Origin of the sequence: Thiomicrorhabdus indica, from assembly GCF_004293625.1 — a bacterium.
In the GTDB taxonomy this organism is placed as follows: Bacteria; Pseudomonadota; Gammaproteobacteria; order Thiomicrospirales; family Thiomicrospiraceae; genus Thiomicrorhabdus; species Thiomicrorhabdus indica.
Genome location: NZ_CP033040.1, coordinates 2,510,270 through 2,531,557, shown reverse-complemented (window position 1 = coordinate 2,531,557; position 21,288 = coordinate 2,510,270). Strand labels below are relative to the sequence as shown.

The following is a 21,288-nucleotide window of genomic DNA, read 5'->3' as shown; positions in this document are numbered from 1 at the left end:
CGGTAACTATGGATTTATTTCAAGCGCTTGCTTTCCAATGTTTGGAAGCCAGCTACGGTCTTTTCAAGTTCAGCGGCTTGCTGATTCACATCCGAAGCGTGATGCGTCAACTCTTCCACCAAATGCGCATTGTTTTGTGTGGTATGGTCCATATCACTGATTGCGTGATTGACTTGACTAATTCCCGTTGCCTGCTCGGCGGTTGATGAGCTGATTTCCGAGACGATTTCATTGACCGAGCTAATCGCTTGGTCGATTTCTTGCAGTGCTTGATTCGATTGGTTTACCAGTTCATTTCCTTTATCGATATGACCGACCGTATTGGTGATGAGTACTTTGATTTGATGTGCAGCATCAGCAGACCGGCCGGCAAGATTTCGAACTTCGCCCGCAACAACCGCAAACCCTCGACCTGCTTCACCAGCGCGTGCCGCCTCGACAGCGGCATTGAGAGCCAGTAGATTGGTTTGGAAAGCAACACTGTCAATTAGCGTAATTATTTCATTAATCTGTTGGCTAGCCGATTCAATATCTTCCATAGCTTCGATGGTTTGTTGCATGATTTCCACACCATTCAGGGTTTTCTGTTTGGCATTTTCTGCCAGTTCTGACGCACGAGTTGCGTTTTGGGCATTACTTTGAACCGATGCGGTCATCTGTTCCATGGATGCTGCGGTTTGGATGAGTGATTGCGTTTGGGTTTGTGTTCGCTGGTTTAGATCATTTGATCCGGCTGAAATTTCATTAGCGCCATGGGTAACGGTTGTTGCGGATTGACGAATGGCTTGCACCATTTCGGCTAAATGATGAATTGAACGATTCAGGGCTTGTTGCAGGTCGTTCAGTTCACCTTCATGGCGGCCATCGATTAAACGTGTTAAATCCCCTTGAGACATGGCTTGTGCTGATTTGGTTATCTCATCAATCGCATTTTCGATTTCTTCCAAAGACTGGTTAACCGAAGTTTTGAGTTTAGCCATATCGCCGTGAAGTTCTCCGGTGACTCGGTGTGAGAAAACACCTTTAGCGGCATATTCCATTGCATCGGCAATGGTATGCACCGCAATATCCATTTGTTGCATGGCTTGGTCAACTTGCATTTTTAAATCACCTTGCACGCTTCGATCTAATCGAACAGAAAAATCTCCTTGAGCAATGCCTTTCATCACCTCGGAAAGCGCATTCATCGTTGTGGCAACACTTTGTGCGGAACCATTGACGTCTTGTTTGAGTTCTTCCAAATCACCGTGCAAATCTCCTGTAATCCGGTGATTAAAATTACCCTCACGAATTGCGTGCATCACTTGGCGAATCTCTTTGAAGGAGTTATCAAGGCTTTCAAGTAGTTGGTTAAGTGCTTGAGCGGCTTCGGCAATTTCATCTTTGCCGTTTGCCTCGGGATGGCGAAGGTTAAATCGGCTACTTTGTTGAACGGATTTCATCGTGTCGACCAAGGCGTGAATCGGGTTGGCTATTCCTTTGGAGACCCTGAATGCAATCGCTGAAATGATCAATAGTCCGATCAGCAATAAACTCAGACTCCAGTTCCAGAGTGAAGCTGAGGTGCTAAAGGCTTCTTCTTCGGACATTTCAGCGATGAGTGCCCATTGGGTGTTGTTAATGGTTAATGGCGCAAAGGCACTGAAAACTTTTTGTTGGTCAAAGCCTTTACCTTGTGCAATGCCAGAATCTCCGTTTAAAGCAGCTTGAATCGCATGATGTTCGACATTGTTATTCTTTTCTTCATTAAAGTTTTTCAACACGCTGTGATTTAGGTCGAGTGCGGAATCTGAACGCAGACGAAAGTCACTGCCGACCAAGAACGTATTTCCTGTCGAACTCATTCCTGAACGATCGGTCATAATTTCATTCAAACCGTCATATGAAAATTGCACGACTAAAAGCCCCAGTTTTTTGCCTTCAAACATCACTGGAACCGACATAAATGCCACAGGCTCTTGACCGGCCGGTAAATAATGCGAAAAGTCGATAAAAGCGGTTTCATCTTGTGACAGTTGCTTGCCTGATTGCCAAGCTTTGGCAAGCGCGGTACTCTTCCAATTGGTTTGAGAAAGGTCGACACCAAAATCTGCATTTTTTTGCACCGAATAAAGTACCCGGCCGGTAGTGTTATCAATTAAGTACAGATCGTTGAAGTTGCTGTTATTAATGAACTTATGAACAACCGGTTGCATGGAGGCATGAATCGCATGGTAAGCAGATTTACTTTGGCCTTTGAGTAGTTTCCATTTTTCTTTGATTGGGTGTGGGTTGTCTTGAATATAGTCTTTCTGCATCAGCAAGCTCATATCATCAAGTTGTTGCAGCTTGGTTTGCAGTTGGGCTTGATCATTCGAAGAGAGTGAGGGTTTAAGTGTGTCAAAAAGTTGATTGCGAATCGTCTGTTTGTTTTCAGTCGTCAGATTCGCCGCTAGAGCATCGTAAGTTTTGATTTGAGTAGGAAGATAAAACATCGCTTGCAGAATGACTTGGGTGTCAGCCAAGGTGATGACTTCGCGTTGCACGGTTTCAAAATAGCGTTCAATGGAGGCTTTTTTAGAATCACGGATGGATTCCAGTTGTTGTGAAGCAAGCACTTTTAATCCGTGATCGGCTTGTTGAATCGCAATGGTTGCAAACACAAGCATAGGAACGAGCCCGATTAATAAGAAGCTTAATATGAGTTTCGGAAATAATCGCATCGCTTTGTCTCCCCACAAATCCAAGAGTATGTGTTTTATTTTTTATAAGGAATCATTATAAAAGCTATGGTTTTCGACTGCTCTAACAAGGGTAAAAAACTTATTTAAAGGCATTTTTTTGCTTAAAATGGTGGGCGTTAATTTTTTGGATGAAGGTAAGAGTTAGATGAAACGTCGTGAATTATTGGGCGCAATTGCAGGGGCTACGGCTGCAACGGCTTTGACAGCGTGTGGTTCTGGTGAACAAAATGAGCAAGCGGCAGCAGCGATGCAGCCGCAACAAACTTATCAATGGAAAATGGTCACCACTTGGCCAAAAAACTTCCCAGGCCTTGGAACCGGCGCGAATAATATTGCCAAGCTTATTACTGAAATGTCTGGCGGTCGGATTGATGTAAAAGTCTACGGCGCAGGTGAGCTTGTTGGTGCCTTTGAGGTGTTTGATGCAGTTTCAGCTGGGAATGCTCAACTAGGTCACGCTGGCGCTTACTATTGGAAAGGCAAAATTCCAGCGGCACCGTTTTTCTCATCGGTGCCATTCGGTTTAACCGCACAAGAAATGAATGCTTGGTTGTATTACGGTGGTGGTATGGAGCTTTGGGAAGAAGCCTATAAACCATTTGGTTTGATTCCAAACCCAGGAGGAAACTCGGGAACGCAAATGGGTGGTTGGTTTAATAAAGAAATCAACTCGTTGGAAGACCTTAAAGGTTTGAAAATGCGTATTCCAGGTTTTGGTGGAGAGGTGTTTAAGCGAGCCGGTGGTGTTCCTGTCACTCTTCCCGGTGGTGAGATTTTCCCATCTTTAAAGTCAGGTGCATTAGATGCAACGGAGTGGGTAGGTCCTTATAACGATTTGGCATTTGGGCTTTATAAAGCAGCGAAATATTACTATACACCGGGTTGGCATGAACCGGGTACGACTATGGAATGTATGATTAACGAGAAGGCTTTTAATGAGTTGCCTGCCGATCTGCAAAGCATTGTTCGTAATGCCATTAAGGCCGCCAATGCGGATATGTTGGCGGAATATACGGCGCGTAACCAGCAAGCTTTGCAAACCCTGATTGAAAAGCATAATGTGCAATTACGACACTTCCCAGAGGAGGTGTTGAAGGAACTTAAATCGATTTCTGAAAAAGTAGTGGAAGAGTCAGCAGCGGCAGATAAACTTTCAGCAAAAGTCTGGGCCTCCCAAAAAGCGTTTAGAGACCAGGTTTCTCGATGGACAGCAGTCTCAGAAGGGGCGTTTTTACAAGCACGCGCACTATAAAATTTGAGCGGATTTGAAATCTTACCGGCCGGTAAGGTTTCAAAATGAAAAAAGCCCCGATCGGTTATTTAATCGTCGGGGCTTTTTGTTAAGAGCGAATGTTGTTTATTTAATTCGAAGCTCAGCCGTGTTGCTGTAATCCGAAGTATCATCGCCTTTAAAAGCTATGATACGGTAAGCGTAATTACCACTCAAAGAGCTGACATCGTCACTAAAGCTGGTGACATCTGCATCAATGGTTCCAATAACCGTGAATTCAATAGGTTGGGTACGTTTGACGAGGAAAGCTTAGAGGGTAACCACCTGGTGTTTTCCTTGGTATTTAGCTTGGTATAGGGCTTTATCAACGCGAATGAGCATCGTGTCGATGGAATCCGATTGCGTGAATTCGGTAACTCCAAAACTTGCACTGCATGTTTTAAGTTTATCGATTTTAAGATCCTGTATTTGTTTACATAAGGTGTTTGCGAGTATAGATGCTTGGTCTGCTTGGGTTTCAGGCAGCACAATCAAAAACTCTTCCCCACCCCAACGGGCAACAGTGTCCGTTTTACGAGAGTGAATTTGTAGCGTTTGAGCAATGGAGACTAGTACTTCGTCACCTTTTGAGTGTCCCAGTTGGTCGTTAATCTGCTTAAAGTTGTCAATATCCAGCATAATGCAACTAAACGGGCGATGGTAACGCTCAAAAATATCTTGCGCGTTTGTTAGCACATTTTTCAGTTTTTGGCGGTTGTAGAGTCCGGTGAGTGAGTCTGTTGATGCCAGCGATTTAAGTTCTTCAATTAATTGCGCTTTTTCAATTCGGTTTTTAAAGGCTGAAAAAGCACTTTCAAGAGTATTCACAATGCCTTGAAAAGCTGCTACCCAAGTCATTTGTTCAATATTGGATTTTATTGCTAATAAAATCGTTGATTGATTTTCTTCAACCATTGGGTTTTTGAGATTCATGACAATCAAAAAGTCTGCGGCTTCAATGGCAAATTTTTCTGAGAGTTGCTGGCAATCATAGGTATAAATCTTATCGCTGATTTGGTTTTTTTGTTCAAATGATTTGAGTTCAAGCTCAATTTTTTCTCTTAATGCCTGTTTTGATATATGAATACCAGTGCAGGTTGTTTTGATCTCAGCCGGTTCTTGAAAGATTAACTCTAGTTCTCTTAAAAACTCTGTGTACTCCCAATCTTGAGCAATTAGACCAGCAATATTGGCTTTAAGGTTCAGAATGATTTTAAAGAAACGTTCTTTTTCTAATAGGGTAATCAGGGCGATATTGGAATTTTTGAAATAATCTAGCGTGCGGAGTTCACAAAACGTTTGAAGGAATTGTCCATTTTCATCATAGCTGGAAGATCCGTTCAAAATAGTGGCTTCATTCACGCCATCGTTGTGGATTAATGTAAGAGGAACATTATCGACAAATCCGTAGTCTTTTAGGTGGGGGAAGTTGAGTTTGACCTGCTCTAAAGAGGTTTTATCTATGAATTCTGTAAAGTGTTTACCAATGACCTCTTCTTGTTTGTAGCCAGTATAGGCTAGCCATTGTGGACTGACCTCCAGTACATTACCGTCAACATCGAGTGATTGAACCATTTCCGATTGACTAGACAAGTCGGTCGAATGGGTCATGATTTTTCTTTTAAACACTGGGAGATTAGCCATTAATGTTCGAACTCTAAATAGAAGTTGAATATCCTTATATCTTAAAGGCTTTGTTAGGTATTAACAATAATGAGGCGGGTCACTCTTTTCAGGAAGTAAAACTGCCCGATCGTGGTTGTCATCCATTTTCAGGCAGTTTGGCAAAGAGTATGACGAGGATTAATAACCAATATTTTTATGATGTTCTTGCGGAATATCTTCTGCATCGGGTAACAAATACCACATTAAGTAATCAACAACCATTGGAACGATGACGGTATGGTTGTTTTCGGTTTCTTGAAGAAGTTTACGCATTTGTGCTTTCAGTTCTGGTCGATTAGACGTGTCCATAATAATGTCGATTTCTTCACCGAATTCCCTAATCGCTTCTTCAAAATCTGGGTAATTAGGTATTCCTAAATCGTTTGCTTCATCAATCAGGCCATTGGACATATTTGATTCACTGACGGCAACGATTTTGATGCGACTGTCACTGATTTGTGAGAACTGTTCAAAAAACTTTCCTCCGATTCTACCAAGGCCAATCATCAGTACTGAAATTTGTTTCATTCGTTCATTCCTTTAGAGAGCTTGCATTGGTTTCAATCTGTCGTTAGTGTAAGTACTTACGCAAGGCTCTGCTGGTTTGATAAGAGCATACGGATTAATATCCATGTGTTGTATCTATTGTTGAAGCGTGTTCCTAAAAATCATCCTCAACAAATTCAGAATAGATTGTATAAAAACCCTGTGGTTTTAATGGGGATTTGTCCCTTAAATTTCTTATGTGTAGAAAAATTCATTAATTCAGCTGTTTGATTGTGTTTTGTCAGCTCAATCACATTTGTTAAATTCAATCAGTGGTTAGCGACTTCATTCTTAATGCATGACAAGTTTTAAGGTATTGTTTTTACAGTTAGATTGTCTACTGATGTGATAAATTAACGAAACCTAGATTTTTAAGCTATCAAAATGAACCGTTTCTTTTTTAAACTGATTAATCCCCAGTCGGCTGAATTACCTTTTTATGAGCGACGACGGGTACAGATGACCAATGCTCTACTCATTATTATGGCAACGTCTATGGCGGTCATGTGTGTGTTGAATATTTTTGTCTTTAAAGAATACCCCTTAGCTGCCTTTGACGCTTTCGCAGCAGGTGTTCCTATCTATACCTATTACCGATTAAAGAAGCACCAGAATATTGAATGGGCCTCTTGGGTAGGGGCTCTGAGCATTTTCTTTGTCACAACCAGTTTTATCACCATAAACCAAAATATTAATTTTGGAGCTATTTGGGTAGTTTTTCTGCCAATATTTGTGATGACGCTAGTTGGTGTGCGTCGCGGACTGATGCTCAGTGTCATCTACTATGTTTATATTGTCAGTATCAGCTTTTGGGGAATAGGTATTTGGCAAGAAGGTGATTGGGGATTTCAGTCAGCGACTCGTCTTTCTATCGCATTGGCTGCCCTGATTATTATTATCTATTTTTATGAACACTCTCTGTTTTTGTACCGGCAAAGGGAAGAGGAACATCTTAAAAAACTCAAAGTTTTGTCGACGCAAGATTTTTTAACTGGTTTGCATAATCGCGGCCATATTACGCAGATTTTGCAGGATGAGTTTGAGCGTGCACAGAGGTATGATTCAACCTTTAGCTTGGCGGTTTTAGATTTGGATGATTTTAAGAAAATCAACGATACCTATGGCCACAACGTTGGCGACAAGGTTTTGCAAAAAGTTTCCAAATGCCTACAAAGTCACTTGCGTAAAACAGAACATATTGGTCGATGGGGTGGTGAGGAGTTTTTAATTTTATTCCCCAATACGAAATTAGATGAGGCCTTGCAGGTGTGCCAAAAGTTAAATCAAATGCTTGAAGAAATGGACTTTGAAGATTTGGATTCAGTGACGACCTGTATCGGGGTTTGCGAATATGTTAAAGGGCATGATTTGAATCATTTGATTGCTGAGGCCGATAAAGCCTTGTATCAAGGTAAGCGAGATGGCAAAAATAAAGTTTTACCATGTTCAATGTTGTCATAGCTTTAATAGCAGTGTCATATAAGAAGTTAATTTCAGTAATCTGGAGAATGTTATGAAAGTGGTGTCGTTTAGCTGCAAGATTTATGATCGTCAACAGTTATGCAAAACGTTACCGGCCGATTGGCAAAGTGAATATGTTGAGCCAGTTTTGGATAAACATACCGTTGTTTATGCCCAAGAAGCAGATGTGATTACCGCTTTTGTCAACGATCAGCTTGATGCCAGTATTTTGGAAACTTTAGCTGGTTATGGTGTCAAAATGGTCGCGTTGCGCTGTGCTGGGTTTAACAATGTGGATCTTGAGGCTGCCCAAAAACTTGGTGTTGCGGTTACGAGAGTGCCAGCCTATTCACCCTATGCGGTTGCAGAACACTCCATCGGCTTGATGTTGGCGCTTAATCGTAAGCTCTATAAAGCCTATAACCGAGTGCGTGAGGGTAATTTTGCACTGAACGGTATGCTGGGTTTTGATTTTCACAGTAAAACAGTCGGCATTATAGGAGCCGGTAAAATTGGTCGTTTAGTCGGCGAGCGTATGAAAGCGTTTGGTTGCGATGTGTTGGTATACGACCCATATTTATGTGAAGCCTGTGACGAGTTAGGATTAAAACAAGTTGAACTGGATGAGATTTATGCTCAAGCGGATGTGATTAGCTTGCACTGCCCGTTAACTCCTGAAACCAATCATCTGATTAACAATGATTCCATTGCCAAAATGAAAAAGGGTGTCATGTTAATCAATACCGGTCGAGGAGCTTTAATGGAGCCCGAGTCGCTGGTTGAAAACCTAAAATCTGGTCAAATCGGTTATTTAGGGATGGATGTGTATGAAAAAGAAGGCGCGTTGTTTTTTGAAGATCATTCCTGCGAGATTATCCAAGACGATATTTTTGAACGCCTACTGACCTTTCCTAATGTACTGGTTACTGGGCATCAAGCGTACTTCACCCAAGAAGCATTGCGCCATATCGCCGAAACTACGCGCGATAATATTCAGGCGTTGATGGATGATAAAGAATTGGTGAATGTGGTTCGTGGTTAATCTACCGGCCGGTATAGTTTTAAGACTTGGCATTTAAAATGAAAAAGCCGCGAACACCTTGGTGAACGCGGTTTTATTTAGTTTAGATCGATATTTTTTAAAGTGTGGGTTTATTGTAACGGTTGTTCATTAACACATCCGCATCGGTAATATAAGATACGATCGGATAGCCACGGTTGATATAGCTCACCAGTTTTTTCTCAATGGTTTGAGCCTTCTCTTCTGTGGTTAAGACGATAAACAGCACATTCGACTCACCTTCGGAATGCCCATCCTGCACTCCCGAGTAGCCAAACCCTCTTGCATCGACTTGTGTGTAACCTGTTGCGCCAGCTTCTTTTAGAACCTTAATAAGCTCTCTTTCAAAAGTAGCGTTAACGATAATATGAACGGATTTTCCTTTCGTCATCTGTGGCATAACTCAACTCCTTTTAAAGTGCAGCGTACATAGTTGTCATTTGATAGAACAGTGGAATCCCTACGACCACATTGAATGGGAAGGTAATCCCTAAAGACAAAGTTAGGTAGTAAGAGGAATTGGCCTCTGGCACTCCATAACGCATAACCGGTGGCACGGCGATATAAGACGCACTGGCCGATAAAATAGCCAATAAGAAAGCGCCGCCAACTGAGAAACCAAGAATTGAAATTCCTACCATCATCCCAATGGTTCCGCCGACTAACGGCATGATAATACCGAATGACACTAGAGTCACACCTGCCTGTTTAAGGGTGTCGGCTTTTTTCGCCGCTTCCATCCCCATGTCGAGTAAGAATAGACAAAGCACCCCCATGAAAATCTCTTGCGTGAATGGCTTAACTTTGTCTAAGGCTTCAGGTGAAGCAATCGCACCGATGACCATGGCTCCTAATAGAACCACCACACTACCGTTGGTAAAGGCTTCTTTTAGCAGTGGTCCCCATTCGGTTTTAACCTGTTCGGCTTGTCCGCCTTGAACATTTTCAGCTGCCATTTGTTTGCGAACCATGGCGGCAATCACCAAACCAAAGATAATCGCAGGTGACTCCATAATGACCATCATGATAATCGGATAGGTTTCGTAAGTGACGCCTGAAACTTCAAGAAAGGCGACCGCGGTTAAGAACGTTGCCGCACTAACGGAACCATAGTGAGCTGCAATGGCAGCAGCATCGAATTTACTGATTTTGTTTCTGAAGCGCAGAATAAAGTAACCGATTAACGGTAAACCAAAACCAAGAATCACACCCCAAAGAATACTGGATAGTGCTAAGCCTAGGTCTGCTCCATTTAGGGCGATTCCCCCTTTAAGACCAATGGCGAGTAGGAGGTAAATCCCTATCCCCTTAGTCATTCCCTCAGGGAACTTTAAATCTGAATTGATTAACTTGGCAAAGACCCCAAGCGCGAAAAACAGTACTGCCGGTATTAATAGACTATCTAATCCCATGATACTTCTCCGTTCAATCTTTTGAAGCAAGCTCCAAAAACTGTTGTCGTTTGATTTTACAAAACAGGGCAGTTGCCAGATTTGCGTGCATAATTCGTTAATAATCAACGCTGTTAATTTCAACGATTTTCATCATACGCAAATTTTAGGGCTGTTGGATTGAAGGTTTTTGGGTTACCTATAGTATTTAATCTATATCTGTATTTATGATAATAAGTTAATCGGGTGTCTGATTTGAGGGTTGACTTATGTAACAGCTTTTCGCTTTTTCCTTGGCATTGGAAAACATGTTTTTCATGGCTTTTCGACGGTAGCTGGCATCAATATATTCTTCAGGCTGAGAGCGGACGAGATAAATGTAGTCACCTTTAGTAAGGTCGTTTATAGACCATTTAGGGTCTAAAGGATCGTCGATGCGAATTGGCGTAATCACAGCAACCCTCAGCTTAGGGTCTCGTTGTTTTAGGAGTGCCACTGTGCCGAGGTGAGCCTCGCTATGGAAGCTGCCATTCAGATGAATGACTTGATGCATTGGATTTTCTTGTAAGGCTCTTAAAATAGATTCTGCCATAGTATTGTCGCGTGCGAGTTGCGCGGCAAAACTATTGGCTTTACGTTTTTCATCCATTTTTCCATGACGCATTTCTTTCATAAATTCGTAGAACTTGGTTTGGTAAGCTTCATTATTTAAGAAAGATTGTTGCGCAATTGACGCTTTTTCACCGGCCGGTAATAAATCAATATAGCTTTTCCCATACAGGCCAATGCAGCGAACAATATCTCCTGGCGCGTTTGCGGCAACGACTGGAATAAAATGCTCTTTGGCAAATTCAACCATTGGTCGGTATGACGCAGAATAGTTCTGCCATGCAGGCGCTTCATTAATTAGAAATTTTTCACCCACTTCACTGTCCAGGTAGCGATTTAGAATGGTTTGTTGATCGCGTTCAAACATTTCCATGCTGAGTATTTGTTTGGGTCTTAACTGAAACAGTTCGCTTTGCAGTTGCATTTGTAAAAGGTGGGACGCGTGATTGCCGTGGTATTCGCCAATAAACACGACATCATAGTCTTTAAGGCTTTGGGCAAGTTTAGAAATATTTACCGGCCGGTTCGATTGGCTATCGATAATTATTCGGCTATAGGCGTGCGTGAGATTAATGTCTTTTAAAGACTGGCTTTCGGGTGGCGAGTGATGAATGGGCTGGTTTTGGCAGCCAAATAATGCTGTGAAAAGGGTTGTGGCTGATAAGAACTTGAGTAACCGCATAGTCTCATTCCTAAAATCTTAAGTGTCTAAAGATTTTAAAGCTTATGCGATCAGAAGTTTGTCAATAAAGTGAAAATTCACCGGCCGGTAGAACTTGAAAAGAATACCGGCCGGTGAATTTCATCTTGTGTTTGACTTTTAGTGGTCAAACGGACTTACAGGCTTGCACCTGTGAAGACAAAGCTAAGTGAGCTTAAAAAAGCCACTGGTAAAAATGAGGATAAAAGTGCGACTTCTTTTAGGCCGTGAAAGTCTGAACCTTTTTTAGCGATTGATTTAAGTTGTGCGCGATTCTGTTTCATAATGAACTCCAGATAAATAAAATTAATTAACCATAAGATTTGTTAATGATTGTATTGGTCCGTGAAGCGCTTGTCAATTAATTTATAAGAAAAACTTATTAAGGATAATTAAAATTTATTTACAAAAATGTTACATGCTAATGTGTTGATATTAAAAGGGTAATTTCTAAAGCCTTTCTTATTTAGGTGAAAGATAATGATGGAAAAAAGTATTTTTGGCTGAAACTAAGCGGTTAACTTTGGTTTTTATGAGTAGTTAACTATTTTTAAATAGTTCAAAAAGTATTTGGCTGAGTGTGGAACTTATGAGGAAGTCTGGAACTATTAACAAAATTGCCAGATTTTATTGGCGACAAAAGCAAAAGCAGTTTATCATTTGCAGCAGCTTGAGGTGTTAACGCTTCCAAGTTAGCTAGGTTATTTACTTCAATACCCTAGAGTTAAAGTGTGATTTTATTGCTGAAAATGAGATAAGACTGAAAGAGCAATCTGAAGGTCTTTAATTATTTTAAAAATTTCGCTTAAACAAGAAAAGGCAGTCTGGAGCAATCTGGGCTGCTTTTTTTTTGGACAAAAAAACTTAAACCTACAAATGAGTAAAAAAATAGTCATGTTCTATTCGTGATGGAAAACGCCCTCAATTTTTTTATTCTAAATTTCGTTTCAAAGGCTTATTGTTCGCTTTCTTCTGTATTGGTTTGTCTGCATAAAAGCAAGGCGAGGGCTAAAAGTAGTGCTTGTGCGAAAGCCATTTGAAATAAGCTGTGATGCACAAAAGGTAAAACTAATGCGGTGACTAAGCCTGAAATACCCATTTGAAAGAGGCTTTGCATGGCACTGGCGAGTCCCCGTTTTTCTGGAAAACAGTCTAGTCCAGAGATACTTAGGCTAGGATTAGCCATTGAAAAACCTATTGCATAGAGCGCAATTGGCAACATGACACTGAAAATGTTTGGAGTCGCTGATGTTTGTAAAAACAGATTTAAGCTGACTGCAAAGACACTGACTCCAAAGGCAATTTGTAGCAGTTTGCCGGCTGGTAATGTATGGCTGAACCTGTGAACGACCCAGGAACCTAATAAAATTCCGCTGACCATTGGAACAAAGAACTGTCCAAAATCTTGTTCTCCTAAGTGGAGGTGATCGTAAAGGATGCTTGTTGAACCGGCAACATATAAAAAAAATCCTCCCATTAAACAGCCTTGAGCCAACACGATTTTTAAAAATGTTGGATGTTTCAAACTTAACCAGTAGCTTTGAGCGACTATTTTTGGATGAAGTGAATGAGTGGTTCCTTTAAGCTGAGTTTCAGAGACTTTAAGTCCTACAAGGCAGAATAGTAGTAATCCATAAAGTGCCAAAAATACAAACACCGACCGCCATCCAAAATTCACTTCTAAATAACCACCGATTATTGGAGCTACAGCTGGTGCGGCTGAAAATAGCATCATCATAAGCGCCATTGCTCTCTGAGCTTCAATGCTATCAAAATAGTCCCGAACCATTGCACGACTAGCAATTAGACTTCCCGCAGCCATAATTCCTTGTAAAGCACGACCCAGCAGTAAATGTTGAAAATCATTGGCTAACGCGCATAACACCGAGGCAAGAAAATAGCCGGTTAAACTGACGAGAATAATCGGTTGTCGGCCAAAACGGTCACTTAAAGGCCCCCATATTAAAGTTGCGATGGCAAAACTTAGAAGGTAAATCGACAAAGATTGCGTTAATAGCTCGCGACTTATATCCAAACTGGCTTCAATCGCAGGAAAAGAAGGGAGGTAGGTGTCAATGCTGAAAGGCGCTAATATTCCAATCAATGCAGCCACTGAAATGAAAAGAAATGAATGCATGCTTTTCCTAAAATTCGAATGTCTATGCAGCAGTCTATCTGCATAAGACCTGTGTTCTTATCTCATCGTAAATTATTTTTAGCTTCAGGAAGTATTTTTACTTGAATAGGTTAATTTACAGGAATTAGAATCTACAAAAAGAAGTCTTATTATCTCTTAATTTGACGATATTTGTATTCGTTTAGAGCCCTGTATGTGAAGGTAGTAATATTTGAAATTGGGGCTGTACTTATATCAATTTTATCAAATGACCTCAGAGTGACTTAACAAATTAATTTAAATTGGATTAGTAGGCAATGTATTTTAGATGTCTATGAATCTGCTTCTATAAAGTGGTGCTATAAATGATTTTTAGAGAGGTTTATATATTTGTCTGATAAAAAAAGCTGATTGGCGACGATAGAAAATTTGCACCATAATGAAAGAGATATAATTAATTGAGTATTAATTAAGTCATTTTATGGTTTTATTTAAAGGAGTAAGTGATGTTAATGACTAGATATATGGGGTTGCCTTTACTAGCGTTCTTTATTTTGCTATCGGGCTTTTTTTCACAGCAGGTAGTAGCAAAAGAATTGAATAACGAAGAAGCCATGAATGGCTTAAAAACGATGCATGTTATTTATGATATTAGGAAGTCCAATCCAAAGGCCATGTTGGTTTACCTAAAGGGAATAGAGTCAAACCGTGCTAACTTAATTAAAGAAGGTGTTGAACCTCATCAACGAATTATTTTTATTGCGAGTGCAGTCAAGTTTATTACGACAAAGCCAGCTGAAGACGTTGAGTTGGAATATGGGCCAGTTTTAGATGATGTTGCAGCGCAAATCGAAAAGCTGGTTAGTCTAGGCGTGAAGATGGAAGTGTGTTCTGCCGCGACGCGTGCCTTTAACGTTGATAACGATACCTTGTTGCCAGGTATTAAAGCTGTTCGTTCAGGTTTTTTATCCGTGATGGGGTGGCAGGCGCAAGGGTATAGTCTTGTGCCCGTGTATGACTAAATTTTTATCGCCTTGATGTTAGGTTGTATTTTTTAAGTGTTTGAAAATTTGCTTAAAAAATTATTCCTGCCAGCGTCGTTTTAAATTATGGATATAAATTATCAAAATAAAAAACGACGTTGAAATTAAACCGAGTATCAATAATGTCCAGTTTTCTTCAGGAATAGTGTCAAGAAGAATAAGTTTTCGAATGACGACCACAAAGGCAATTTCAAGAAACGTTAATGCGTAGACAAAGCTATCGTTTATAAAAAGTGCTTTTACAATGGCAAGCACGATAAGCGTAAATAGGGCGTCAGTGAGAAGAATTTTCATTGATGGAAAGTCTAAGGTGCCTTGCATCAAAATAAACTCATACAGTTTGTTCGAAATACTAAAGAGGCATGCAATTAGATAAATAATCATAAAAGCGATAAAGAAAAGGCGCACGGCTTTTACTAGAGTCGCGAAGCCATTTTCGACTTGTACTTCAAAGAAGTTTTTGATGTTTGTTGAGGTGTTGTTTTTTTGTGTCATTGTGAGTTTTCAATTTTGCGTGATGATTTCCAAGAAGCTTTATGTTTATTGGAGAAATTAGGAATGTAAAAAGCCCACTAAGGGGAAACCATAGTGGGCTTTGGGGTAATAGGTCTTAAGCATTAAGACGGGTGTTACACTTCCATAAAGTCCAGCATACCTTCTGCAGCTTTACGACCTTCTGCAATAGCATTTACTACTAGTGAAGAACCTCGAACCATATCACCACCTGCAAACACTTTCGGGTTTGAGGTTTGGAATTGGTATAGGCTATCTTCTGAAGCGATAACACCGTTCCAGTTATTCAGTTCAATGTTGAAATCTTTAAACCATTCCGGTGGGTTTGGTTGGAAACCAAATGCCACGATGACAGCGTCACATGGAATGATTTCTTCAGATCCTTCAACGATTTCTGCACGGCGACGTCCGTTTTCGTCGGGTTCACCCATCTTAGTTTGAACAACTTTGATGCCTTCGACCTTACCATCACCGATGACTTCAACCGGCGATAGGTTAAATTTGAATTGAACACCTTCCTCTTTCGCATTTTTCACTTCAGCACGCGAACCAGGCATGTTCTCTTCATCACGACGGTACACACAATACACTTCATCGGCACCTTGACGAATAGAAGTACGAGTACAGTCCATCGTGGTGTCACCACCACCAAGAACGACGACACGTTTGCCTTCCATTGAGACGTAAGGCTCTGGTGTGTTTTCGTAACCGAGCACGTTTTTCACATTGCCGATTAGGAAATCTAGTGCTTTATAAACACCTGGAAGATCTTCACCTGGAAAACGACCGGCCATTGGCTTGTAGGTACCCATTCCAAGGAAAACCGCATCATGGTTATCGATCAGCTCTTGGAACTGAATGTCTTTACCGACTTCCACGCCACAATGGAATTCAATTCCCATGGACTCAAGAATTTCTCGACGTTTTTGTACGACTTCTTTATCCAATTTGAATTGTGGAATACCGAAAGTGAGTAGGCCACCGATTTGTGGTTGTTTCTCATACACAATCGGCTTAACCCCATTACGGATTAGAATGTCTGCAGCAGCAATCCCAGCTGGTCCTGCACCTACGATGGCAACTTTTTTGTCGGTCATTTGCACATCAGATAAATCAGGCTTCCAGCCCATTGCAAATGCGGTATCAGTAATGAACTTCTCAACCTGACCGATAGTGACTGCACCAAAGTTGGTGTCTTCAAGAGTACAAGCTTGTTCACACAAACGGTCTTGTGGACAGATACGGCCACACATTTCTGGCAGAGAGTTCGATTTATGGGAAATCTCAACCGCTTCCATAATGTTGCCCTCTGCAACCAGTTTCAACCAGTTTGGGATATAGTTATGAACAGGGCAGGCAAATTCGCAGTATGGATTACCACAGTGCAGACAACGATCTGCCTGTGCCATTGCATCTTTCATTTCGAAAGGTGCGTAAATTTCTTTGAATTCGACCTTGCGTTCTTGAGCCGGCTTCTTTTCAGGAAGCTGGCGGTTTAATTCTAAAAATTGTCTTACATTTGGCATTTTTAAATTCCTTCCACTTCCTTAATCAGCTTGCTTAGCGAACAGTTCAAATAAGTGTTCGATATCAATTGAACGAGATTTCACTAACCAGAAATCACCAATCATGCGGCTGAAGTTATTCAGTACTTCTGTTCCCCATGGGCTGTTGGTTTTTTCAACGTATTCAGTCAATAGGTCTTTCAGGTATAAGCGGTAGGCTTCAGTCTGTTCCGTATCAATACGAATGGCTTCAACCATTTCAGGGTTAATGCGGTCTGGTAGTGTACGGTCTTGATCTAAGATGAACGCCATCCCTCCTGACATACCGGCACCGAAGTTGACACCGACCTGTCCAAGAGAAACCACTGTACCACCGGTCATGTATTCACAACCGTGATCCCCAAGACCTTCTGTGACGGCAACAGCACCCGAGTTACGAACGCCGAAGCGCTCACCACCGGTACCATTGGCAAATAATTTACCGCCTGTTGCACCGTAAAGACAGGTATTACCGACGATTGGCGTGTTGCGTGCATCGAAAACACTACCGGCCGGTGGGCGAATCACGATTTCACCGCCTGCCATTCCTTTACCGACGTAGTCATTGGCATCGCCTTCAAGATGAAGATTTAAACCATCAACGTTAAACACACCAAATGACTGACCAGCAATCCCCGTCAGTTTTAGCGTAATTGGCTGGTTTTTCATGCCATTGTTACCGTAACGCTGAGCGATTTCACCCGCAACACGTGCACCGATAGAGCGGCCTGTATTCACCAAGTTAAACTCGAAAGTTCCACCAGATTTCGCCTCAATTGCTGGCAAGGTTGCTTGAACCATTTCTTCAGCAATATGGCCGTGATCCCATGGATTGTTCTTATTCACTTGAACCGTTTGTGGTTTATCCGCAGGAACGCCACCATCAGTCATGAATGCAGATAGATCGATGTTTTTCTGTTTCTCTGTCAGAGGCTCATCAATCATCTTCAATAAATCGACACGACCAACAAGTTCACCTAGTGAGCGTACTCCTAATTTTGCCATCCATTCGCGAGTTTCTTCAGCAACAAAATGGAAGTAGTTCATGACCATTTCAGGTAGCCCAACAAAGTGTTCTTTTCGCAGACGTTCGTTTTGTGTCGCAACACCTACTGCACAAGTATTCAAGTGACAGATACGTAGGTACTTACAACCTAGTGCAATCATTGGCACGGTTCCGAAGCCAAAAGATTCGGCACCTAGGATGGCTGCTTTAATCACGTCAAGACCAGTTTTCAGACCACCATCCGCCTGAAGGATGACTTGTCCACGAAGATCGTTGGCACGAAGCACTTGATGCGCTTCGGCAAGACCCATTTCAAATGGGTTACCAGCATATTTTACCGAGGTCATTGGAGAGGCACCGGTACCACCGTCGTAACCAGAGATAGTGATTAAGTCAGCGTACGCTTTTGCAACACCGGCTGCAATCGTACCGACACCTGGCTCAGCAACCAGCTTGACGGAAACCAGTGCATTCGGGTTGATTTGCTTCAGGTCGAAAATCAGCTGCGCCAAATCCTCAATCGAATAAATATCGTGATGCGGAGGCGGAGAAATCAGTGTCACGCCCGGAACCGAATGACGAAGTTTTGCAATCGTTAAATCAACTTTGTGGCCCGGTAGTTGACCACCTTCACCTGGTTTTGCACCTTGCGCTACTTTAATTTGTAGCACTTCCGCGTTACGTAGGTAGTGAGCGGTGACTCCAAAACGGCCAGAGGCAATCTGCTTAATCTTCGACATTTTTTCTGTGCCGTAACGTGAAGGATCTTCTGCACCTTCACCCGAGTTTGAACGTGCTCCTAAGCGATTCATAGCAGTTGCCAATGCTTCGTGTGCTTCTGGAGAAAGTGCTCCCAGAGAGATACCAGCCGAATCAAAGCGTTTGAAAATAGACTCTTTAGGTTCAACTTCTGAGATATCAATAGCATTGGTATCTTCTTTGAAGGTGAAAAGGTCTCGAATCGTCATCGCAGGGCGGTTATTAACCAATTCACGGAATTTGTCATAAGACGCTTGGTCATTTTTCTGAACCGCTTCACGGATCGAGTTCACTACTTCTGGATTGAATGCATGGTACTCACCACCGTGAACGTATTTGAAAATCCCACCTTGATCAAGTGGCTTGCGAGGGTTGAATGCTGTCCACGCTAAACGACGTTGATCCATTTCAAGGTGTTCAAAGTTTGTCCCTTGGATACGAGAAGGTGTTCCTGTGAAACAAAGGTCTACGATTTCAGAACTCAAGCCAACGGCTTCAAATAATTGGGAACCACGGTAAGAGGTAATCGTTGAAATCCCCATTTTCGAAAGGATTTTGAACAGCCCTTTGTTAATCCCTTTACGGTAGTTCGCAATAAACTTATTTAGAGTGATTTCTTGATCCAACTCTTTGGTGCGACGCATGTCGTCAATCACTTGATATGCCATGTAAGGGAATACTGCTGTTGCACCATAACCGAATAGCACCGCAAAATGATGTGGGTCACGAGCGGTTGCTGTTTCGACAATAATGTTCGATTCTGTACGCAAGCCGACATTGATCAAGTGATGGTGAACCGCCCCTGTCGCCATAATTGCAGGGATAGAGACTTGACCGTTTTTAATATTGTTATCACTCAGGATTAACAAAGTTTTACCAGCCGCAGAGGCTTTTTCAGCCGCAGAACAAACATCATTAATCGCTTGCTCTAAACCTTTTTCTTCATGGTTGTAGTGCAGTGAAATGACTTCATGTTGATAATCAGCATCTTCCAAGTTTAGCAATTGTTGCATCATAGCTGGGCTAAGAATTGGCGAGCTAGCTTCCAAACGACGTGCGTGATCAGGGCCTTCTTCAAACATGTTTAGCTCTTTACCGAAACAGGTATTTAGAGACATAACAATATTTTCACGCAATGGATCGATTGGCGGGTTAGTGACCTGAGCAAACATTTGGCGGAAGTAGTCAAATACTGAACGTGCTTTGTGTGAGAACACAGGAAGTGGGGCATCGTCACCCATTGAAACGGTCGCTTCTTGACCGTCTTCTGCAAGCACACGAATGACTGCATCACGCTCTTCAAAAGTCACTTGGAAGTACTTCTGATAAATATCGGCAGTTTTGTCATCCCAACTGAAGGTTTCTTGGATGTCATCCAGTTTCTCTTCTAGATGCATGTAACCTTTGTCCATCCATTCACGGTATGGCTTTTGGTTTTTCAGTTGGTCATCAATGATTTCAGGTTTTAATAGGGTTCCGCTTTCAAGGTCAACCGCAATCATTTGGCCTGGCTTAAGGCGGCCTTTTTCAACCACATCTTCAGGCGCATAGTTATAAACACCGATTTCAGATGCAAAAGTGATGTGGCGGTCTTTGGTAATGACATAACGCGTTGGACGCAGACCATTTCGGTCAACACCACAAATCGCATATTTGCCCGTGTTAAGAACCATGCCGGCCGGACCATCCCAAGGCTCCATGTGCATAGAGTTATATTCTAGGAAGGCTTTTTTATCAGGATCCATGTGTGGAATGTTCTGCCACGCAGGCGGCACTAACAAGCGCAATGCTTGGAAGATGTGCATGTCACCCATCATCAATACTTCCAACATGTTATCCAGCGAGTTGGAGTCAGAGCCAGTTTGAGCAACCAACGGTTTTAGCTCGCCGAGCTCTGGCAGTAAGGGAGTTTCGAATTTCTGTTGACGTGCTAAGGCCCAATTACGGTTACCTTTAATGGTATTCAACTCACCGTTGTGCGCTAGGAAACGGAAAGGTTGAGCTAGGCGCCATTGTGGTGTCGTGTTAGTTGAGAAACGCTGGTGATATGAAATGACGGACGAGGCAAATGCATCGTTTTCTAGGTCAGCATAGAACTTTGGAAGTTCACGAGGCATAACCAAGCCTTTATAGGCCAACAGTTGACTATTTAGAGAAGCCACATAAAAAGTTGCGTCTTGTGGTTCGATTTCCATTTCTGTTTGGCGACGAGCAGTGAATAGACAGCGATTGAATTCTGCTTCGTTCATTGAGTCTGGTGCATTCACAAACACCTGCTCAATTAACGGCTCCATACCTGCTGCTTGTGCCCCTAAAACCTCTGAACGAACTGGAACTTTACGCCATCCAGCAACATTTAGACCTTTTGCGGTTAGTTTGGCTTCCAGTGTTGAACGTGCCAAATCTGCTTTCGCTGAATCTTGGTTTAGGAAAATCATCCCAGCGGCATAGATACTTGAAAGGCTGAAGCCAGCATCTGCGGCAACGCTTTCTAAAAACGCCTGTGGTTTTTTGATTAGAAGTCCACAACCATCACCTGTACAACAGTCAGCGGCGACACCACCGCGGTGAGTCATGTTCGCGAGAGATTCAATGGCGGTTTGTACGACCCAGTGACTCGGTTTGTCGTCCATATTGGCGATCAAACCAAATCCACAGTTCTCCTTCTCAAACTCTGGAGAGTAGAGGCCTGTTAAATCCAAGCCTGCGTGCGATTGTAATGGATTCATAATCAGTTTCCTGTTTGTCATTTCATGCTTAAACTCAATTTAATACATTGATTTTTAAGCGTTTTATTTATCAAGACGCGTTTCTATATAAAAATAGGGCGCGGAATTATACTGTAATTCCTGCCTTTAAAGCAAATCGAGCTAACGACGTAG

Annotated in this window: 15 protein-coding genes; 4 read left to right on the top strand and 11 right to left on the bottom strand. The window is 42.0% G+C overall.

The genetic code is table 11. The features are described from left to right. Nucleotides 1-14: 14 nt before the first annotated feature. Complete coding sequence (locus D9T12_RS11080) at nucleotides 15-2,648, bottom strand: methyl-accepting chemotaxis protein (protein WP_165395104.1); 2,634 nt, start codon at nucleotides 2,646-2,648, stop codon at nucleotides 15-17. Between the two features lie 220 nt (nucleotides 2,649-2,868). Between D9T12_RS11080 and D9T12_RS11075 the strand changes: the two genes are divergently transcribed. Next, nucleotides 2,869-3,975, top strand: a complete 1,107-nt coding sequence (locus tag D9T12_RS11075; protein WP_130538227.1) for a TRAP transporter substrate-binding protein — start codon at nucleotides 2,869-2,871, stop codon at nucleotides 3,973-3,975. A 288-nt stretch (nucleotides 3,976-4,263) separates the two neighbouring features. Here the strand turns inward: D9T12_RS11075 and D9T12_RS11070 are convergent, their stop codons facing one another. Further along, nucleotides 4,264-5,604 carry a sensor domain-containing diguanylate cyclase gene (locus tag D9T12_RS11070; RefSeq protein WP_165395103.1) on the bottom strand — a complete coding sequence of 447 codons (1,341 nt, stop codon included), beginning with the start codon at nucleotides 5,602-5,604 and terminating at the stop codon, nucleotides 4,264-4,266. A gap of 192 nt (nucleotides 5,605-5,796) precedes the next feature. Further along, nucleotides 5,797-6,186: a Gfo/Idh/MocA family oxidoreductase gene (locus D9T12_RS11065; RefSeq protein WP_130538225.1), complete on the bottom strand. Its 390-nt coding sequence runs from the start codon at nucleotides 6,184-6,186 to the stop codon at nucleotides 5,797-5,799. Nucleotides 6,187-6,588: 402 nt separating this feature from the next. On the opposite strand from D9T12_RS11065, the gene D9T12_RS11060 reads away from it, so the two are divergent. Together D9T12_RS11060 and D9T12_RS11055 are read left to right on the top strand one after the other, a co-directional pair. Continuing rightward, nucleotides 6,589-7,665, top strand: coding sequence for a GGDEF domain-containing protein (locus tag D9T12_RS11060; RefSeq protein ID WP_130538224.1), 1,077 nt, complete (start codon nucleotides 6,589-6,591; stop codon nucleotides 7,663-7,665). A 52-nt stretch (nucleotides 7,666-7,717) separates the two neighbouring features. Continuing rightward, nucleotides 7,718-8,707 carry a 2-hydroxyacid dehydrogenase gene (locus tag D9T12_RS11055; RefSeq protein WP_130538223.1) on the top strand — a complete coding sequence of 330 codons (990 nt, stop codon included), beginning with the start codon at nucleotides 7,718-7,720 and terminating at the stop codon, nucleotides 8,705-8,707. A 97-nt stretch (nucleotides 8,708-8,804) separates the two neighbouring features. Here D9T12_RS11055 and D9T12_RS11050 read toward each other — a convergent pair whose 3' ends face one another. From D9T12_RS11050 to D9T12_RS11035, 5 genes are all read right to left on the bottom strand, one after another. Further along, nucleotides 8,805-9,125, bottom strand: a complete 321-nt coding sequence (locus tag D9T12_RS11050; protein WP_130538222.1) for a P-II family nitrogen regulator — start codon at nucleotides 9,123-9,125, stop codon at nucleotides 8,805-8,807. Nucleotides 9,126-9,138: 13 nt separating this feature from the next. Next, nucleotides 9,139-10,137, bottom strand: coding sequence for a sodium-dependent bicarbonate transport family permease (locus D9T12_RS11045; RefSeq protein WP_130538221.1), 999 nt, complete (start codon nucleotides 10,135-10,137; stop codon nucleotides 9,139-9,141). A 217-nt stretch (nucleotides 10,138-10,354) separates the two neighbouring features. Beyond that, the gene (locus tag D9T12_RS11040; RefSeq protein ID WP_130538220.1) at nucleotides 10,355-11,407 is read right to left on the bottom strand and encodes a ChaN family lipoprotein; all 1,053 of its coding nucleotides are present in this window, start codon (nucleotides 11,405-11,407) and stop codon (nucleotides 10,355-10,357) included. A 155-nt stretch (nucleotides 11,408-11,562) separates the two neighbouring features. Next, the gene (locus D9T12_RS12440) at nucleotides 11,563-11,709 is read right to left on the bottom strand and encodes a hypothetical protein (RefSeq protein WP_165395102.1); all 147 of its coding nucleotides are present in this window, start codon (nucleotides 11,707-11,709) and stop codon (nucleotides 11,563-11,565) included. Between the two features lie 671 nt (nucleotides 11,710-12,380). Then, nucleotides 12,381-13,562, bottom strand: a complete 1,182-nt coding sequence (locus D9T12_RS11035) for a multidrug effflux MFS transporter (RefSeq protein ID WP_130538219.1) — start codon at nucleotides 13,560-13,562, stop codon at nucleotides 12,381-12,383. Nucleotides 13,563-14,047: 485 nt separating this feature from the next. Here D9T12_RS11035 and D9T12_RS11030 point away from each other — a divergent pair, with 485 nt between their 5' ends. Beyond that, the gene (locus D9T12_RS11030) at nucleotides 14,048-14,563 is read left to right on the top strand and encodes a DsrE family protein (RefSeq protein ID WP_240693183.1); all 516 of its coding nucleotides are present in this window, start codon (nucleotides 14,048-14,050) and stop codon (nucleotides 14,561-14,563) included. Between the two features lie 60 nt (nucleotides 14,564-14,623). Here the strand turns inward: D9T12_RS11030 and D9T12_RS11025 are convergent, their stop codons facing one another. From D9T12_RS11025 to gltB, 3 genes are all read right to left on the bottom strand, one after another. Next, nucleotides 14,624-15,079 (bottom strand): hypothetical protein, encoded by a 456-nt coding sequence (locus D9T12_RS11025; protein WP_130538218.1) that lies wholly within the window; start codon nucleotides 15,077-15,079, stop codon nucleotides 14,624-14,626. Nucleotides 15,080-15,213: 134 nt separating this feature from the next. Continuing rightward, entirely contained in the window at nucleotides 15,214-16,623 is a 1,410-nt protein-coding gene (locus D9T12_RS11020; protein ID WP_130538217.1) for an FAD-dependent oxidoreductase, read from the bottom strand. Nucleotides 16,624-16,644: 21 nt separating this feature from the next. Further along, entirely contained in the window at nucleotides 16,645-21,135 is a 4,491-nt protein-coding gene (gene gltB, locus D9T12_RS11015) for a glutamate synthase large subunit (protein WP_130538216.1), read from the bottom strand. Nucleotides 21,136-21,288: the final 153 nt, after the last annotated feature.

Coding starts and splice junctions, on each gene's coding strand:
- D9T12_RS11080 (WP_165395104.1), bottom strand. CDS start 2,648: ATGCTTGTGTTTGCAACCATTGCGATTCAACAAGCCGATCACGGATTA.
- D9T12_RS11075 (WP_130538227.1), top strand. CDS start 2,869: ATGAAACGTCGTGAATTATTGGGCGCAATTGCAGGGGCTACGGCTGCA.
- D9T12_RS11070 (WP_165395103.1), bottom strand. CDS start 5,604: ATGACCCATTCGACCGACTTGTCTAGTCAATCGGAAATGGTTCAATCA.
- D9T12_RS11065 (WP_130538225.1), bottom strand. CDS start 6,186: ATGAAACAAATTTCAGTACTGATGATTGGCCTTGGTAGAATCGGAGGA.
- D9T12_RS11060 (WP_130538224.1), top strand. CDS start 6,589: ATGAACCGTTTCTTTTTTAAACTGATTAATCCCCAGTCGGCTGAATTA.
- D9T12_RS11055 (WP_130538223.1), top strand. CDS start 7,718: ATGAAAGTGGTGTCGTTTAGCTGCAAGATTTATGATCGTCAACAGTTA.
- D9T12_RS11050 (WP_130538222.1), bottom strand. CDS start 9,125: ATGCCACAGATGACGAAAGGAAAATCCGTTCATATTATCGTTAACGCT.
- D9T12_RS11045 (WP_130538221.1), bottom strand. CDS start 10,137: ATGGGATTAGATAGTCTATTAATACCGGCAGTACTGTTTTTCGCGCTT.
- D9T12_RS11040 (WP_130538220.1), bottom strand. CDS start 11,407: ATGCGGTTACTCAAGTTCTTATCAGCCACAACCCTTTTCACAGCATTA.
- D9T12_RS12440 (WP_165395102.1), bottom strand. CDS start 11,709: ATGAAACAGAATCGCGCACAACTTAAATCAATCGCTAAAAAAGGTTCA.
- D9T12_RS11035 (WP_130538219.1), bottom strand. CDS start 13,562: ATGCATTCATTTCTTTTCATTTCAGTGGCTGCATTGATTGGAATATTA.
- D9T12_RS11030 (WP_240693183.1), top strand. CDS start 14,048: ATGTTAATGACTAGATATATGGGGTTGCCTTTACTAGCGTTCTTTATT.
- D9T12_RS11025 (WP_130538218.1), bottom strand. CDS start 15,079: ATGACACAAAAAAACAACACCTCAACAAACATCAAAAACTTCTTTGAA.
- D9T12_RS11020 (WP_130538217.1), bottom strand. CDS start 16,623: ATGCCAAATGTAAGACAATTTTTAGAATTAAACCGCCAGCTTCCTGAA.
- gltB (WP_130538216.1), bottom strand. CDS start 21,135: ATGAATCCATTACAATCGCACGCAGGCTTGGATTTAACAGGCCTCTAC.